The 14,792-nt window shown below is 58.7% G+C and carries 13 protein-coding genes and 3 pseudogenes; 9 read left to right on the top strand and 7 right to left on the bottom strand.

The features are described 5' to 3' along the window. Positions 1-354: 354 nt before the first annotated feature. The 3 genes from HACJB3_RS18070 to HACJB3_RS18060 form a co-directional block, all read right to left on the bottom strand. Positions 355-699 (bottom strand): hypothetical protein, encoded by a 345-nt coding sequence (locus HACJB3_RS18070; RefSeq protein ID WP_008413631.1) that lies wholly within the window; start codon positions 697-699, stop codon positions 355-357. Between the two features lie 758 nt (positions 700-1,457). Then, positions 1,458-2,345 carry an alpha/beta fold hydrolase gene (locus HACJB3_RS18065; RefSeq protein ID WP_013199695.1) on the bottom strand — a complete coding sequence of 296 codons (888 nt, stop codon included), beginning with the start codon at positions 2,343-2,345 and terminating at the stop codon, positions 1,458-1,460. A 204-nt stretch (positions 2,346-2,549) separates the two neighbouring features. Then, entirely contained in the window at positions 2,550-3,365 is an 816-nt protein-coding gene (locus tag HACJB3_RS18060) for an IclR family transcriptional regulator (protein ID WP_238532942.1), read from the bottom strand. A gap of 184 nt (positions 3,366-3,549) precedes the next feature. Between HACJB3_RS18060 and HACJB3_RS18055 the strand changes: the two genes are divergently transcribed. Next, complete coding sequence (locus HACJB3_RS18055) at positions 3,550-4,578, top strand: substrate-binding domain-containing protein (protein ID WP_008413635.1); 1,029 nt, start codon at positions 3,550-3,552, stop codon at positions 4,576-4,578. A gap of 221 nt (positions 4,579-4,799) precedes the next feature. Here HACJB3_RS18055 and HACJB3_RS18050 read toward each other — a convergent pair whose 3' ends face one another. Together HACJB3_RS18050 and HACJB3_RS18045 are read right to left on the bottom strand one after the other, a co-directional pair. Continuing rightward, positions 4,800-5,648 (bottom strand): sugar phosphate isomerase/epimerase family protein, encoded by an 849-nt coding sequence (locus HACJB3_RS18050; protein WP_008413636.1) that lies wholly within the window; start codon positions 5,646-5,648, stop codon positions 4,800-4,802. Between the two features lie 3 nt (positions 5,649-5,651). Then, the gene (locus HACJB3_RS18045) at positions 5,652-6,698 is read right to left on the bottom strand and encodes an alcohol dehydrogenase catalytic domain-containing protein (RefSeq protein ID WP_008413637.1); all 1,047 of its coding nucleotides are present in this window, start codon (positions 6,696-6,698) and stop codon (positions 5,652-5,654) included. A 105-nt stretch (positions 6,699-6,803) separates the two neighbouring features. On the opposite strand from HACJB3_RS18045, the gene HACJB3_RS18040 reads away from it, so the two are divergent. From HACJB3_RS18040 to HACJB3_RS18030, 3 genes are all read left to right on the top strand, one after another. Beyond that, on the top strand, positions 6,804-7,652 hold the full coding sequence (locus HACJB3_RS18040) for a sugar phosphate isomerase/epimerase family protein (RefSeq protein ID WP_008413638.1): 849 nt from the start codon (positions 6,804-6,806) through the stop codon (positions 7,650-7,652). Between the two features lie 134 nt (positions 7,653-7,786). Beyond that, positions 7,787-9,145: a hypothetical protein gene (locus tag HACJB3_RS18035; RefSeq protein WP_008413639.1), complete on the top strand. Its 1,359-nt coding sequence runs from the start codon at positions 7,787-7,789 to the stop codon at positions 9,143-9,145. Beyond that, positions 9,138-9,452, top strand: a complete 315-nt coding sequence (locus tag HACJB3_RS18030) for a helix-turn-helix transcriptional regulator (RefSeq protein ID WP_008413640.1) — start codon at positions 9,138-9,140, stop codon at positions 9,450-9,452. Before HACJB3_RS18035 ends, HACJB3_RS18030 begins: the two co-directional genes overlap by 8 nt. A 145-nt stretch (positions 9,453-9,597) precedes the next feature. Here HACJB3_RS18030 and HACJB3_RS18025 read toward each other — a convergent pair whose 3' ends face one another. Then, positions 9,598-10,377 (bottom strand): hydroxypyruvate isomerase family protein, encoded by a 780-nt coding sequence (locus HACJB3_RS18025; protein ID WP_238532941.1) that lies wholly within the window; start codon positions 10,375-10,377, stop codon positions 9,598-9,600. A gap of 159 nt (positions 10,378-10,536) precedes the next feature. On the opposite strand from HACJB3_RS18025, the gene HACJB3_RS18020 reads away from it, so the two are divergent. The 3 genes from HACJB3_RS18020 to HACJB3_RS18010 are packed head-to-tail and all read left to right on the top strand — an operon-like array spanning position 10,537 to position 13,550. Next, positions 10,537-11,712, top strand: a complete 1,176-nt coding sequence (locus tag HACJB3_RS18020) for a substrate-binding domain-containing protein (RefSeq protein ID WP_008413642.1) — start codon at positions 10,537-10,539, stop codon at positions 11,710-11,712. A 36-nt stretch (positions 11,713-11,748) separates the two neighbouring features. Next, positions 11,749-12,726: an ABC transporter permease gene (locus HACJB3_RS18015; RefSeq protein WP_008413643.1), complete on the top strand. Its 978-nt coding sequence runs from the start codon at positions 11,749-11,751 to the stop codon at positions 12,724-12,726. A gap of 2 nt (positions 12,727-12,728) precedes the next feature. Continuing rightward, entirely contained in the window at positions 12,729-13,550 is an 822-nt protein-coding gene (locus HACJB3_RS18010) for an ATP-binding cassette domain-containing protein (RefSeq protein WP_238532940.1), read from the top strand. A 1-nt stretch (position 13,551) separates the two neighbouring features. Here the strand turns inward: HACJB3_RS18010 and HACJB3_RS19425 are convergent. Next, a pseudogene (locus HACJB3_RS19425) lies at positions 13,552-13,871 on the bottom strand (PadR family transcriptional regulator). Between HACJB3_RS19425 and HACJB3_RS20940 the strand changes: the two are divergent. Next, a pseudogene (locus HACJB3_RS20940) lies at positions 13,849-13,935 on the top strand (helix-turn-helix transcriptional regulator); the annotation flags it as partial. The pseudogenes HACJB3_RS19425 and HACJB3_RS20940 sit on opposite strands and share 23 nt — an antisense overlap. A gap of 17 nt (positions 13,936-13,952) precedes the next feature. After that, positions 13,953-14,363 (top strand): annotated as a pseudogene (locus HACJB3_RS18000) (HAD-IA family hydrolase); the annotation flags it as partial. Positions 14,364-14,792: the final 429 nt, after the last annotated feature.

Here is a 14,792-nt window from a genome sequence, read left to right as displayed (position 1 = left end):
AGGTCGACTCTAGAGGATCCCACTACGGCGAAGACGTTCGTGCGGGCGTTAGGCGACTTTCTCCGGGAGTTCGGGTAACACTTTTCTCACTCCGGGTCTCCGATTCGATAGCGGCTGCTCTGTCCATTTCCGCTCATTTTCACGGTATCTGTCAGTAGTTCAAGTGATAGTCACTCGCTAAGTCGATCCTGTTCTGTGTTCGCGCCGATTGTGGACTCACCAGCTCCCAGTATTTCCAGTCTCATTTGTAGCCTTAAAAGGACGCGAAGAATGTGGCAGTCCACGACTTTGGAGGATGCCCTGTGGTTCTCATCCGCATTCGTCAGTGAAGTTTAGGAGCAGCAACTGAATCAATTAGACGCTGGTCATGAGGTCGACGTCGAGGAAATCGAAACCCGGATCAGCCAGCTCCAAGCCGAAAAACGCGCCATCGACGACCAACTCAGCGACCTCTCGGAAGCCCAGCGCGAACGCGACTCCCTTGAAGAGGAACACGCTCGCGTCACGAATCAATTCAAAAGTACTGAAACCGAACTTGAGGACGCGCGCGAAACGCTCGCATCGCGCCAGGAAGCTGACTCCGAGAGTACGGGATCCGAACAGCTCGATGCGCTTCGCGACACCCAATCCCAGCTCGAGGACGTTACCTACGATCTCGAAACCGAACAGGAGAGTGTTGCCTCGCTCGAGGCGGAGCAAACCGACCTCGAAGCCGAACTCGAGGACCTCTCAACTATCGACGAAATATAGCAAACACGTGATTAAGAGCACGTCTCTCCACATTCTCGGCTCAGTGGCTTCCTTTCGCGACAACCATATTCCTCTGTTTACATATATCCTACTGTAATAAGCTACTGAGCAACTTGATGGTTCTTTTTACAACCATATGTATGTAATACGCAGGACGGCGAGAAAACAGTAGTTCTCATCGTCCGACTTTCTATAAATTTCTTGAGAGGTGTGGTAGAGAGACCGTCTGCGGAGTCCTCCAGCAGCGAACTCCATTTCGGCGATGAAGGGCGTTATCAAATTTCAACTCTGACCGTTGAGTGGGTCTCCTCCTCAACTCTATAAATTCGGCTTGCTAACGACCTACATTCATCGTTATTCGGCTAGCAATAGGGTGAGGTGAGGTTCGCCCCTCGCGAACGCACACTGCTTCTCTATCCCGCTGTGTAATACCTTCTACTTCGATTGATGATTTACCTTACCTCAAATCTCTGTTACTACTGCCAGGGAAGCATGGATCACCGATTTGCTGAAAATGAGAGTGATCGCTGCCCAAGTCCTATGCTCATGTAGGTGATAGACCCGATAATGCCGTAGTAATACCGCGGGAATAGGTCCGACGTTGACCACCGTAATGGTTGAATTCGATACTTTCGCCAGGAGCGAACGGAAGGTCATCACGCAATCTCCGGGCAGACTCCCAAAATTGGGCCCGTTTGGCGACCAGATCACCCCATAAACTCGCGCAGTTCGTCCACCAGTTCTTCCGGGCACTCTTCTGCGAGCTGATGGCCCCAGTCAAGGGTTACCCCGGTAACGTCCTCGGCAACGTACTCCATCTGGGTCTCGACCTCCTCACCGATAAAGTGGGTGCTCCCGACGGCGAGTACCGGCATTTCTAATTGGTCGTCGGTCATCCCCTCGAAGTACTCGGCGTTCTTGAAGGGGTTGCGGTACACCTGGAGCATATTCTGCAGTCCGCCGGGTTGGGAGAACGAGCGGACGTACTCCTCGATGGCGTGGTCGGGGACGGCGGCGGGGTCGTGACACTCGACCTTGAAGAAGTGCCCGAAGTACTCCCGTTCGTTGCCGCCAATCAGCATCTCTGGGAAGTCGGGGACGGCGTAGAAGTTGATGTGCCAGAGCCAGCGCTGGTTGCCCACGTTCTCCTCGGTCAGGAACGACCACTCCTGGAGACCGAATCCGTCCATGATCATCTCAAGGAACGAGAGCGTCTTCACGCGGTCAGGGTACTGCCCGGCTAGCGCCAGGCCGGCCGTGGCGCCCCAATCTTCGCCGACGACGTGGTACTCGTCGTGGTCGAGCGCCTCCATGAGTTTTGCGGCGTCATCGCCCATCGTCTCCATGTCGTGGCCCCCGTCGGTCATCTCCGAGTCGCCGAAGCCGCGCTGGTCGGGGACAACGACCTCGTAGTCCTCGGTCAGTAGCGGCACCAGCTTCCTCCAATAGTAGGCGGTCTTCGGCACGCCGTGCAAGAGCAGCAGCGGTTCACCGGAGCCGGCGGTGTAGTAGTGCAGGCGGACGCCGTTGACGCGCTTTTTTCGGTGGGTGACTCTGTCGCCTTCGTGATCGACGATAGTCTGTCGTTCGGCCATGATCAGTTCTCTCCTGTCGGTGTGGCGCTGGTCTCTTGGATCGCGGTTAGCGGCCGATCGATGTCGCTAGAGTCGACTGTACTCCTGACTGTGCCTCGGCAGTCGAATGCCATACGATACCACCATCCGCATTGCTATGTAATAAATGTTGCACCTCAATCGCAGTCGTTAGTTCGTTATTCGCGGTCCATCGGGCCGCCGCGGTTAGTAGAAGTCTTTTGGGACGTGCGACCCCTCTTCAATCGACTCTCGTGACTCCAGCAACACCTTGACCTCGATGAAGTTCTTCGTCTGCCGGACAAGTCCCGGCAGATCGTTCCTGAACCTGTCGTCGGTCAGTAGCGATAGCGGCCCGGAAACGGCTACGGCACCGAGCACGTCGCCGTCCGAGGAGAGTATCGGAGCGCCGACGCTGCGCATCCCCCGGACATTTTCCTGGTCCTCGAACGCGACCCCGTTCGCTTGGATCTCGTCGAGTTCCTGTGCCAGTTCGGTCTCGTCGGTTATCGTAAACTCCGTCTTGGGGGGTAGTTCCTGCTTGATCACGCGCTCTCTGTATTCGTCGGGCAGTTCCGAGAGGATCGCTTTGCCCGCGGCGGAACTGTGGAGCGAGATCCAGTCGCCGACGTTAACGTCGGTCGCCACGGCGTTGTCACCTTCGGCCACGTAGACGCAGTACGCGTCTTTGCGCTCCATCGCCACGAGGTGCGCGAAATCGCCGGATTCGTTTGCCAGATCGTCGGTTTCGGGAGCGCCGACATCATAGAACGAACTGTTGTTCTTGACGTATTCCCCGTCGGCGATAAACTTGAAGCTCAGTCGGTACTCGTCCCGCGCTTTCGTAACGTACCCCTCTTCGACCAGTGTCGTTAGCTGCTTGTGAACACCGCTTTTCGACATGTCGAGGCGCTTCGACAGCTCCGTGACGCCGGCACCGTCCAGTTCTCTGAGCGCCCGGATGACACTGAACGCTCGCTCCACCGCGTCGACGGTCGCTGCGGAATCAGTGCCATCCCTCATCTTTGCATGATTTCCAGTACCAGCATACTTAGCGTTTGCGGGTGCCTAGCGGTTACGCGCGCCGGTTCCGGCTTCGTCGAGAGGCTCGATCCCCGTCGATGCGTTTGATAGGGGACCCGACGACCCTTCGATCGCCGCGAATCTCTCCACAACACCTATGGATCGAACCGCAAAAGAACATAGCATGGACATAGAGGACATTGAAGTGAACCACCCCGCAGGGAAGGGGCCGAACGGTGCAGATCCCTTGGCCTCCGAGGCCGTCGACCTCACCGACGACCAAGCCGAGGCCGTTCGAAACGAGTCGTTTTCGGTCGCTATCGTCTTCCATCACCTGAAGACGGCGTGGACAGAGCTACAGCGGAGAGGTCTCGAAGAGCGGTTCGATGAACTAGGCGTGACTGTCGACGGCGTCTACGGGGCGGAGTTCAACGCGAGCAAGCAAACGGAGATCATCGAGAAGCTGTCCGACAACGAGGTCGACGCCGTGATCTCGATCCCGGTCGACACGGCCGCGACGGCGGATGCGTACCGCGCCGTTGCCGATGCGGGAATCGAACTGGTGTTTATGGACAACGTTCCGGACGGGTTCGAGCATCCTCGCGATTACGCCGGCTGCGTGTCCTCAGACAACGAGGGCGTCGGTATCGTCGCGGGCAGGTTTCTCCGCGAATTCCTCGGGAAGGGCGACGTCGGAATGATCACGTTCGACGCGCCGTTCTACGTGACCGACCAGCGCGAAAGCGGCGTTCGAGACGTCTTGCGGAACTCCGACGACGTCACGATCGCCGCGGAGGAGGGGTTCACCGATCCCGACGACGTCTACGACCTCGCCCAGAACATGGTGGTGACCAATCCGAACCTCAACGGGATGTTCGTGAGTTGGTCGGACCCGCCGGCCGTCCAGGCCACCAGAGCGGTCGAGGACGTCGGCCGATCGGAGTTCGTCATCACGACGACGGGGCTGAGCTCTCGAACCGTCGAGAACATCGCCCTCGGCGGCCCGATCAAGGGGACCGGCGCTCAGTTTCCGTACCAGCAGGGGATCATCGAGGCGAACATGGTCGGACAGGCGCTGCTCGGCGAATCGACGCCGCCATTCATCGCGTCCGGTTCGCTGCCGGTCTATCGAGGGAATTTCAAAGAACAGTACCCGAAACACTACCAGGAAGGACTGCCCGAGGACTTGCTCGAATCCTCTCACTCGATATAGGGCAGCGTCGAGTACGCGCTCCGTCGCGTGAGCGCACGAACGAGTGCCGTCGACTGTTCGTTTCGTCGCATCCAGACGCACTATCGGCTGCCAGTGTGCCCAGCATCGCGGCCCGAGCGAGCGTTTCCGTGTTCTGGTGACGCCTAGCGAATCCTCGACTGGAACCGACCGCGAGAAACATGGTAGAACTGCTGGACGAAAAGTAGGGAAAAGACGGTTTACTAGGCTGCTTCGGCGGCATCCCACGCTCGCCGGACTTCCTCGATCGCTTCCTCGGTGTACTGATCGTAGAACGCCGCCGCCTCGTCCTTGCCGCCCTCCAGAACGCGGAAGGGGTCTGCAGCGGCGGGCAGGAGTTCGAACGTGATGTAGCCGTCGTATCCGATCGCCTGTAACGTCGCGGCGACTTCCTCCCAGTCGTAGTGACCGCGTCCCGGCGCCGCTCGGGTCGTCCCAGCGCCATGAACGTGAACGAGGTGGTCCCTCGCTTCACGGAGCGCCCGAACAGGAGACTCTTCCTCGATGTTCATGTGGAAGAGATCGGCGCGGATGCCTACGTTGTCCCGATCGACGTCTTCCGCTAGGGTGACCGCCTGTTCGAGCCGGTTGATGAAGTACGTCTCGTAGCGGTTCCAAGGTTCGATTGCCAGCACGACACCCTCCTTGGCGGCGTAGTCGGCACACTCTCGGATGGAGTCGATGGCGAGTTGCCACTCCTCCTCGCGGTCGGCGTCCGGGTAGATCTTGTTGACCGGACTGGGACCCACGCCGACGATCTCGGCGTCGACGGCGGCCGCGAGATCGATACACTCTTTCAGGTACCGGATCCCCGCCGCCCGTGTGTTGGGATCTGGTGACGAGAGATCTCGCTCCTCCGTGTAGATCCCACAGAGAGACGACACCTCGACATCGAATCGATCGAGCGGTTCTTTCAGTTCGTCGGCATCGACCGACGCCGGATCTTCGCCGGTGAGTTCGATTCCCTCGTACCCGTATTTCGCGACGCGTTCGATTCCTTCCTCGAAGGACTCGTCGGCGTAGACGAGCTCGTTGTAGCTGTATTTGACCATTGTCTACGGCGTGAACAGTACTTTCTGCGTTTCGCGGTTGTCGAACTTCCGGAACCCTTCCTGGACCTCCTCTTCCTCGAGGGGGTACTTGTGGGAGATGATCTCCTCCGCGCGGTCGTTCCCGATCTTGTTCACGATGAAGTCGGCGATCTCCGGCCACTCGTGCTTGTCGAAGTACCAAGAGCCGACGTAGTCAACTTTCTTGTGGATGAGGTGGTCGCTCGGCCGGACGGGAACCTCGCTGTCGTGCGTTTCGCCGAGCTGTGCGACGGTCCCGTGTCGCCCGACGACGTCGAGTGCCATCTCGATGCCGGGAACGGCGCCCGAACATTCAATTACCTTGTCGAGGCCCTCGCCGTCGGTGATCGCGTCGACTTCCTTCTGGGGATCCTCTTCGGAGGGGTCGATCGCGTAGTCGCCGCCGAGTTCCAGCCCTTTCTCGCGTCGCTCGTCGACGAGTTCGAAGACCACCACATCGGAGCCGAACGCGTCCGCGTTCAGGACGCCGCTGAGTCCCATCGGACCGAGCCCGACGACGCCGACGGTATCCGACGCGCTGAGACCGATCTGCTTGCACGTGCTGTACAGGTTGCCGATCGCGTCCGTCGAGACCGACCCCGTGGCCATGCTCATCTCGTCGGGCATCTTGTGACACGTCGACGCGGGGGTGATCAGCTCTTCCGCGTCGCCGCCGTGTCTGTCGAACCCGAGGATCTCCACGTCGTCACACAACATATCTTCGCCGTCCAAACAGTACTCACAGTGCCCGCATCCGACGAAACAGTCTATCGCGACGCGGTCGCCGACTTCGAGGTGGTCGACGTTCTCTCCGATTTCGTTGATCGTCCCCGCCGGTTCGTGGCCTGGAACCACCTCGCCGGAATCCTCGCCGCCGACCAGGGGATCGCCGTAGTACAGGCTCATGTCGCTGCGGCAGAGCGCAGCAGCACCGATCTGAATCCGCACTTCGTTCGGACCGACCGCCTGCTCTTCCCAGTCCCATTCTTTTACGTACGCCTCACCATCGCCAGGTAGGATAATCCCTCTCATGGCTTCGTTACTACACTCTCGATTCAGCCGATATAAGCGCTTTCCCTATCGATCGAATGATACGATAGAGACAGCTATTTCAAAGACAAATCGTAGCTCTAGGATATGCAGTTCGGTATCAACACCTGGGTCTGGGGATCGTCCCTGACCGTCGACAAGCTAGAACGGTTGACTGACAAGACCGTCGAAATGGGGTACGACGTCATCGAAATCCCGCTCGAAGATCACGACGACCTCGACTACGACCGAGCGGCCGAGGTCGTCCGGTCCGCTGGACTCGACGTTACCACCGCCGCGGTCATGGCGCCCGAACGCGACCTCGTTCATCCGGAGGCCGACAAGCGGGAAACCGGTGAACAGTACTTGAGGGACGCGATCGACGCGACCGCGACGCTCGGCGGGGGGACCCTCGTCGGACCCATTTACTCCTCGACCGGTCGACTCTGGCAAATGGACGCAGAAGAACGAGACACGACCGAACGAGAGCTCGCAGAGACGCTTCGCTCGCTGTCAGAATACGCCGAGACGAGAGACGTTACCCTGTGCGTGGAGCCGCTCAATCGGTTTGAGACTAGCCTGATCAACACCACCGAACAGGGCATCCATCTGGTGGATAGTGTCGACCATCCCTCGTGTCAACTCCTGTTGGACACGTTCCACATGAACATTGAGGACAAGGACGTTCCGGCGGCGATCCGGAGCGCCGACCGTCGGATGGGACACGTCCACGCCTGTGCCAACGACCGGGGTACCCCCGGGACGGGCCACATCCGGTGGTCGGAGATTGGTCGTGCTCTCGACGACGTGAACTTCGACGGGGCAGTTGTCGTCGAATCGTTTACTCCGGACGTCGAGAGCATCGCGAAGGCCGCGTCCGTTTGGCGTCCCCTCGCGCCGGATCAGGACGAACTGGCGAGAGACGGTCTGGCACACTTACGGGACACGCTGGGATAAGCCCAGTCAGGGCACCGCCTGTCCTATCTCCTCGCGTCAATTTTTCTCCAAACGGATGGACGAACAACGGTTACCACCCCTCGAACAGACGACGCATAGATACGTTTATGCGCTGTGCTATGTGAGTACACACTATGGCGTCGAGCAACGTCGATACAGAGGCGAATGGATTCGTGAGCGTCGAGCAGATCGACGACGTGTGGTGGTTCACCGGACCGGACGGTGAATCGTTCGTTACGCTGGGAGTGAATCACCTGGAACTTCACCCGTGGCTAACACCGTACAACCAGGAGGAGACGCTAGACCGGTACGGTGAGGACATGGTGACGTTCGACAGTTTCAACCCGTACGGCGACGCCGCCAAACGGTGGGTTCAGAACATCATCGACCTCTCGAAAGATCTCGGATTCAATAGCTTCGGGAAGCACGTCCACGTCCAGATTCCCGACGATTACTACACGGACGATATCTACTACGTCAAGACCATGTCGAGTCTGGCGACGCGGTACGCCCCGGTCGCGTGGTACAAACAGAAGTTCGAGTACGGCCCGTTCCCCGACCCGTTCTCCAACGAATTCAAGCGCAAGCTCGCCTTCCGCGTCGAGGAAATGTGTCGCGAGCACCGCTCAGAGGAAAATCTCCTCGGGTACTACCTTGAGGATCTCACCTGGTGGCAACTGCGCGAGGACGAACAGCAGGAGTACGACGAAGACGTGTTCATCTATCCCTGGGTCCACTCACTGGTACAACGGGACCCCGACGCCGCCGGGAAGCAGCGCTGGATAGAGATCCTGCGCGATCGGTACGACAGCGCGGCGGACGCTGCTGAAGTGTACGGGCTGGACGCCCAGTCCTGGGACGAACTGGCGAAAACGACGGACTGGTTCGATCCCGAGGATCCGGAGCGGGCGCGCGAGGACTGCCTCGACCTGAACAAAGATATCGCGGAAAAGTGGTACGGGCTCCACCACGACTACATCCGAGAACACGACGAGAACCACCTGATTCTGGGAGACAAACAGAACTTCGTTCCGGAATGGCTGATGCCGATTCTCGGGAAGTACGTCGACGTCAACGTAATCCAGAAATATGAGCCGTTTGAGGCGCACCGAGAAATGGTCGAGAAGCTGTACGAGGTAACCGGCAACCCGGTGATGAACGGCGACGGTTCGTTCAGCACGATCCGCCCCGAGCAAACGGAACACGGCTGCAAAGGGTATCACTTCGATACCGAAGAAGAAGTCGCCGAAGCGCACAGGGAGTACGTCCGCGACATAATGGCAGAACCGTACATGCTCGGATGGCACGTCTGTGGCATCATGGAACAGTGGGACGAGGCTCCGAGAGGCGACATCACGACCAGTGAAACCGGGTTCCTGGATCCGTTCGAGAACGAGTACGAACCCCTCACCGACGCTATCGAGGAAGCGAACAGTCAGGCCGAGCAGTGGCACAGAGCGGCAGCCAGCGACGGAGGTGGGAGCGATGACTGAGCGGTCCCTGTCTCCGGATTCTTCCGAGGCGGAAGCCCTCATCAATGCGTTAGAAGAACCGGCAAAGGCCCGGATCCTGTCGGTTCTCATCGCCGAAGCGGGCCACAACCCCAATCCGTCGAAGATCTGCAAGCGGGCAGACATCGATCTGGAGGCGTTCTACGATCACATCGATGAGCTGTGTGCAACCGGATTGGTGTATTTCAACTACACCGTCGGCAACGGACCGTCGTACGAAATCAACCGCCAGACGCTCGCTACGTCGGTAGAATCGCTCCCCACGCTCGAGGAGGAATGCACCGGATGAAAAGGACGATCGCTCGGTTCGTCAGGATGACACAGCCGTACTAATTTCGGGTCTCTTCTCAATTCGCCGCCTTCGACTGCGGTCGGTCAGCGCGACCAGTTTCGCGGTCGCCGAAAATAAATCGTCGCTCGATCTGCGAGGAATGTTACTGCCGGAGCAACTCGACGGCCGCTTCGAGCGTCGCGTCGGGGTCGTCAGTCGGCCAGAACTCGCAGCCGATGTACCCGTCGAAACCTGTGTCCGCGATCGCCCGGACGACGTTCTCGTAGTTGAGTTCACCGGTGCCCGGCTCGTGGCGACCGGGAACGTCGGCGACGTGGTAGTGGTCAATCCTGTCTGCGTACTCGGAAATGCTGTCGATCACGTTCCCTTCGGCGATCTGCATGTGGTACACGTCGAAGAGAATCGACACGCTGGAACTGTCGACGGCCTCGACGATATCGTAGGCCTCCCGGGACGAGGTTAGGTAGTAACCGGGGTGATCGACGCTGGCGTTGAGCGGTTCCACCCCGAGAGTGACGTCCTTCCGCTCGGCTTCGTCGGCGATGGAGCGGAGGACGTCGACGATCGCCCTATGTTGTACTTCCCTCGAGTACGCCTCCTGTTCGGGACCGACGGTGACGATGATCGACTCGCAGTCGAGTTTCGCCGCCGCGGCGATCGTGTCTCGTAAGTCCTCGATCGCCGCGTCCACCTGGTCGGGGTCGGTCATCGCGGGCTCTTCGGACGGCATCCCGTTTTTGAGCAGGATCCCGGCGATATCGACCTGGTGGGTCTGCGCGATATCTTTCAGCTGATCGAGCTCGTCGCGGTCCCACTCAAAGAACTCGATAGCGTCTACCCCCGCTTCCGCGGCGTGGCGCACACCTTCGTCGAACGGCTCGTCCTCGTACACTGCTGGTACAGTTGCTGTAATCTGAACCATAGACAGTCCGAATTTCTGTTGCCGTTGCAGTAAATCTTCGGACATCCCTCAACTATAATTCAAAAATAAAGTACGATGCCTGACTCTTCACTATCGTCCTTCCTATTCTATGATCTATGATGCAAAAGTATAAGTACCGTGTTTGCGCTACAGATTATTATGCGAGAGGTTAACTCGCAGTTGAATAGCATAGGCCGTAGAACGTTCCTAAAAGCAACCGGAGCGGCCGGGCTGTTAACCGGCGTTGCAGGCTGTACTGGTGGCGGCGACGAGACGAGCACGGCGGATCTGCACGTCGAACTCGACCTCGCCGAAATCGAACCGGACGGACTCGTTGGTGACGGTCCGCAGGGTAACGAACCCTCGGAGCCGGAAGCGGTCGAGCTTTCGGACGCCGAGGTCGAAGAACTCCAGGAGGGCGACTACACCGTCTCGATCGTGTTCCACTACCTCCGTACCGCGTGGACGAGGCTCCAGCGCGAGGGGCTAGAAACGAGGTTCGAAGAACTGGGCGTCGAAGTCGAGGGCGTCTACGGGGCGGAGATGGACGCTTCCCAGCAAGTGGACGTGCTCGAAACGCTCGCCGGACAGGCCGAGGAGATCGACGCCGTCGTTTCGATTCCCGTCGACGCGACGGTGACAGAGGAATCGTATCGTCAACTCGCCGAGCGCGACGTCGAGGTTATCTTCATCGACAACGTTCCGGACGGCTTCGATCACCCCCACGAATACGCTGGTGGGGTTGCAGCGGACAACCGTGGGATCGGGACTATCGCAGGGCGGATCCTCGCAGAGGTCGTCGGCGAGGGCCAGGTCGGTCTTATTACCCACGAAGCCGATATGTACGTGAACGACGAACGTGAAGCCGGGGTTCGGGACGTCTTCAATGACGAGTACCCGGATGTAGAGATCGTCGCGGAAAACGGGTTCGTCGACGATCCGGACGGGGCCTACAGCATTGCCCAGAACATGCTTCAGGCCAATCCGGATCTGGACGGCATCTACGCGATCTGGGACAACCCGCCGGCGGCGGAGACGGCGAGTGCGATCGACGAGGCCGGCCGTGACGTCGGAGTTACCGCGGCCGACCTTGGGAAACGATCGGCAGAGATCATGGCGGCGGAAGGTCCGATCGTCGGACTCGGTTCCCAGCGACCGTACGACCAGGGCGTCGCGGAAGCGAACATGACCGGTCACGCGCTACTGGGCAACGACACGCCGCCGTACGTCGCATTCCAGCCGATCGCAGTTTTGCGGCACAACCTCGTGGAGGCATACGAGCAAGTGTTCAACGATAAACCGTCAGAAGACATCACGCAACACCTCGATGACTGAATTGACCAACAAACGACCAACTGATACAGTCAACACATGAGTTCACAGAACATCGAAGTCTTCGATAGAGTCCTCAATCTCGGCCAGCTGTCGTGGAGAGATCACATCGTCCTCGTCTCGTTGCTCGCGCTGATGGGGCTGTTCAGCCTCACGTCGTCGTACTTCCTGACGATCGAAAATTTGCTGAATATCGCCAGACAGACGGCTGTCGTCGCCGTGCTGGGCGTGGGTTTGACCATGGTGATTATCAGCGCGGAGATAGACGTCTCCGTCGGGTCGGTAATGGCCCTCAGCGCGGTGCTCGCGGCGATGGCGCTGAACGCTGGCTTCGGTTGGATCGGAGCCGTCGTCGTCGCGCTGGGCGTCGGAACGATAGTCGGACTGACGAACGGCTTTTTCACGGTTTACTTCGGGATTCCGTCGTTCCTCGTGACGCTGGGCATGTTGGCGGCGGCGCGCGGAGCCGCCCTGATCGTCACCGGAACCGAAACGATCGTCGTCCGCGATCCCGGGTTCTTCAATGTCTTCGCGGGGTCTATCGGACCGATACCAGCGATCGTTATCTGGGCGGGCCTCGCCGTCGTGCTCGTCCACTACGTACTGTCATACACTCGGTTCGGCCGTCACATCTACACGACGGGCGACGACTCGCAGGCGGCTAGGTACAACGGCATCGATACTGCGAAAGTGAAACTGACAACGCTCGGGGTTACTGGTACGCTCGCCGGGTTCGCCGGATTGCTAATGATCGGCCGCCTGAGTGCTGCGCGTCCCGACATGGGTATGGGCATCGAACTCGCCGTGATCGCCGCGGTAATTCTCGGCGGGACGTCGCTGTTCGGAGGTCGCGGTTGGGTCACCGGAACGATCATCGGTGCGCTGCTGTTGTCGGTGATCGACAATGGCCTGTTGTTGCACGGATTCGGAACGTCCCATCAGGAGTTCTTCCGCGGGATTGTGATCATCCTCGCGGTCGCACTTCGCGCCGAAGAGCAATCGGGAGAATGGCTGTAATTATGACTGCAAAGCAACGATCCGAGAGCGAAAACGTGATGGAGAGCACCGTACTTGAACTCGACGGGCTCTCGAAGGCCTACGGGGCGATTCAGGCACTCGACGACGTCTCCTTCGCCGTACGAGAAAACGAAGTGCTCGCACTGATGGGCGACAACGGTGCCGGCAAGTCGACGCTGATCAAGATCCTGTCGGGGGTCAACGATCCTACTCGAGGGATGTTCTACGTGAATGGACAGGAAGCGAATTTCGGCAGCTACGAAGACGCCGAGGCTGCCGGTATCGCAACGGTTTATCAGGATCTGGCCATCGCACCGAATCGAACGGTCAAAGAAAACGTGTTTCTGGGGAAGGAACCGCTCGTCGAAGGCAAGCTCGGCGAGTGGCTCCGGATCGTCGACGACGACGAGATGGAGCGACAGGCCGACAAAGTCCTCAATGAACTCGGAATGGAAATTGATCCCAACGCCGACTGCGGCGACCTTTCGGGGGGACAACAGCAGTCAGTCGCTATCGCGAGAGCGATCGAATCCGATCCCGATATCGTCATCATGGACGAGCCGACCAGCGCACTTTCGGTCGAAGCCGCCGATCGGATCCTGAACCTGATCGAACGGCTAAAAGAACAGGGTCGAACGGTACTTCTGGTCGATCACAACCTCGAAGAGGTCTTCGAGGTCGCGGACCGCGCCGCCGTCCTCGCCTCGGGACGACTCGTCGGGGTGGAAGACATCGACAGGCTTGACCAGGAGTCGATGATTCAGATGATGATGGGTAGCGAACTAGACGGTGACGCCTCCGTGGCCGGAACGGCGGCAGAGTAGTTCACACTGCCGAAGGGTCGCTATCAGTCGCAACGGACACTTCGGCTGCCCGATCCTCGTTGATCACGAGTTTCGAGAGTCGCCAGTCGAGCTGGCGTAGCAGGAGATCGTCCCCTCATCGGTCAGTTTGTACTGGTTAGTGCGTTTGTCGAGTGCGCTCTTCTCGATGTATCCCTCCTGAACGAGCGAGTCGAGGTTGGGATACAACCGTCCGTGATTGACCTCGTCATCAGAGTAGGCTTCGAGGGTGCGTTTGATCGCCAACCCGTACTGTGGCTCTTCTGCGAGGAAGACGAAAACCGTCTTCAACGGCCATATCACGTACCTGCTTACCCCACGACGCCAGGCAAGAGACCTAGATTTTTCGTTGCTCATGGCCGGCGATTAGTCCTCGGTCCCTGGCCCGATTCGATCCCGGGCCTCATTCAGCTTCGATCGGAGTACCTTATCGCCCCATTATCGAACGGCCACATACGACTTCTCACCAACATTGCCAAGCGGACTGGCATCCCGTGGGATCTCATTCTGTCGGCCGAACTCTCGGGTCACTACAAGCCCGACGAAGAGGCCTATCTGACCGCAGTCGACTACCTTGATCTCCAGCCAGCAGAGGTCATGATGGTCGCGGCCCACGAGCGGGATCTCGAAGCGAGCCGTGAAGTAGGACTTCGAACCGCCTATGTCCACCGGCCCTTTGAGTGGGGACCAGAGCGGGCTGACGATGTCGAGCGCCCCTCCCAGTCAGCATACGACGTCATCGCTGACGATCTCGTCGACCTCGCCGAGCAACTGGGCTCTGAGCCCATACTCTAAGCAGCGACAGCTCAGTGTGCATGAACAGGCTGATCTCACGCCAGTAATTGTTTGTTTTGAGTAGATACTGAGGTACATTCGTTTGAGGAGCCGGCTCATACGGTAGTTCCATGGTGAGCTGAAACTTCGAAAGATCGCGTTTCGATAGAGTAGGGGTCCACCGTCACTAAGAGCAGACTGGGGTCCCCACACTACAGCTCGCATGGGGTCCACTGTTCTCAGCTCACTGTTACCGATCAATACAGAGAGCACTCCAGACCATGCAAGGCAATGAGAACTTTTAATAGGTGATAGACTGACAATAGGGTGTCGCCCTGCTCTCTCAGTGTCAGAGGCACTCTTCTCACCTTTCGGATACTCATAGCATGTCCCAACGGCCAGAGTAGAACGCTATCTCAGTAGTGCTACGGGAAGTCACCTACTCTTTAC

The sequence above is a fragment of the Halalkalicoccus jeotgali B3 genome, assembly GCF_000196895.1.
Classification (GTDB): Archaea; Halobacteriota; Halobacteria; order Halobacteriales; family Halalkalicoccaceae; genus Halalkalicoccus; species Halalkalicoccus jeotgali.
The sequence above is the reverse complement of the archived record's forward strand: the minus strand, read 5'-3'. Positions and strand labels throughout refer to the sequence as shown.

Coding starts and splice junctions, on each gene's coding strand:
- HACJB3_RS18065 (WP_013199695.1), bottom strand. CDS start 2,345: ATGGCCGAACGACAGACTATCGTCGATCACGAAGGCGACAGAGTCACC.
- HACJB3_RS18060 (WP_238532942.1), bottom strand. CDS start 3,365: ATGAGGGATGGCACTGATTCCGCAGCGACCGTCGACGCGGTGGAGCGA.
- HACJB3_RS18055 (WP_008413635.1), top strand. CDS start 3,550: ATGGACATAGAGGACATTGAAGTGAACCACCCCGCAGGGAAGGGGCCG.
- HACJB3_RS18050 (WP_008413636.1), bottom strand. CDS start 5,648: ATGGTCAAATACAGCTACAACGAGCTCGTCTACGCCGACGAGTCCTTC.
- HACJB3_RS18045 (WP_008413637.1), bottom strand. CDS start 6,698: ATGAGAGGGATTATCCTACCTGGCGATGGTGAGGCGTACGTAAAAGAA.
- HACJB3_RS18040 (WP_008413638.1), top strand. CDS start 6,804: ATGCAGTTCGGTATCAACACCTGGGTCTGGGGATCGTCCCTGACCGTC.
- HACJB3_RS18035 (WP_008413639.1), top strand. CDS start 7,787: ATGGCGTCGAGCAACGTCGATACAGAGGCGAATGGATTCGTGAGCGTC.
- HACJB3_RS18030 (WP_008413640.1), top strand. CDS start 9,138: ATGACTGAGCGGTCCCTGTCTCCGGATTCTTCCGAGGCGGAAGCCCTC.
- HACJB3_RS18025 (WP_238532941.1), bottom strand. CDS start 10,377: ATGGTTCAGATTACAGCAACTGTACCAGCAGTGTACGAGGACGAGCCG.
- HACJB3_RS18020 (WP_008413642.1), top strand. CDS start 10,537: ATGCGAGAGGTTAACTCGCAGTTGAATAGCATAGGCCGTAGAACGTTC.
- HACJB3_RS18015 (WP_008413643.1), top strand. CDS start 11,749: ATGAGTTCACAGAACATCGAAGTCTTCGATAGAGTCCTCAATCTCGGC.
- HACJB3_RS18010 (WP_238532940.1), top strand. CDS start 12,729: ATGACTGCAAAGCAACGATCCGAGAGCGAAAACGTGATGGAGAGCACC.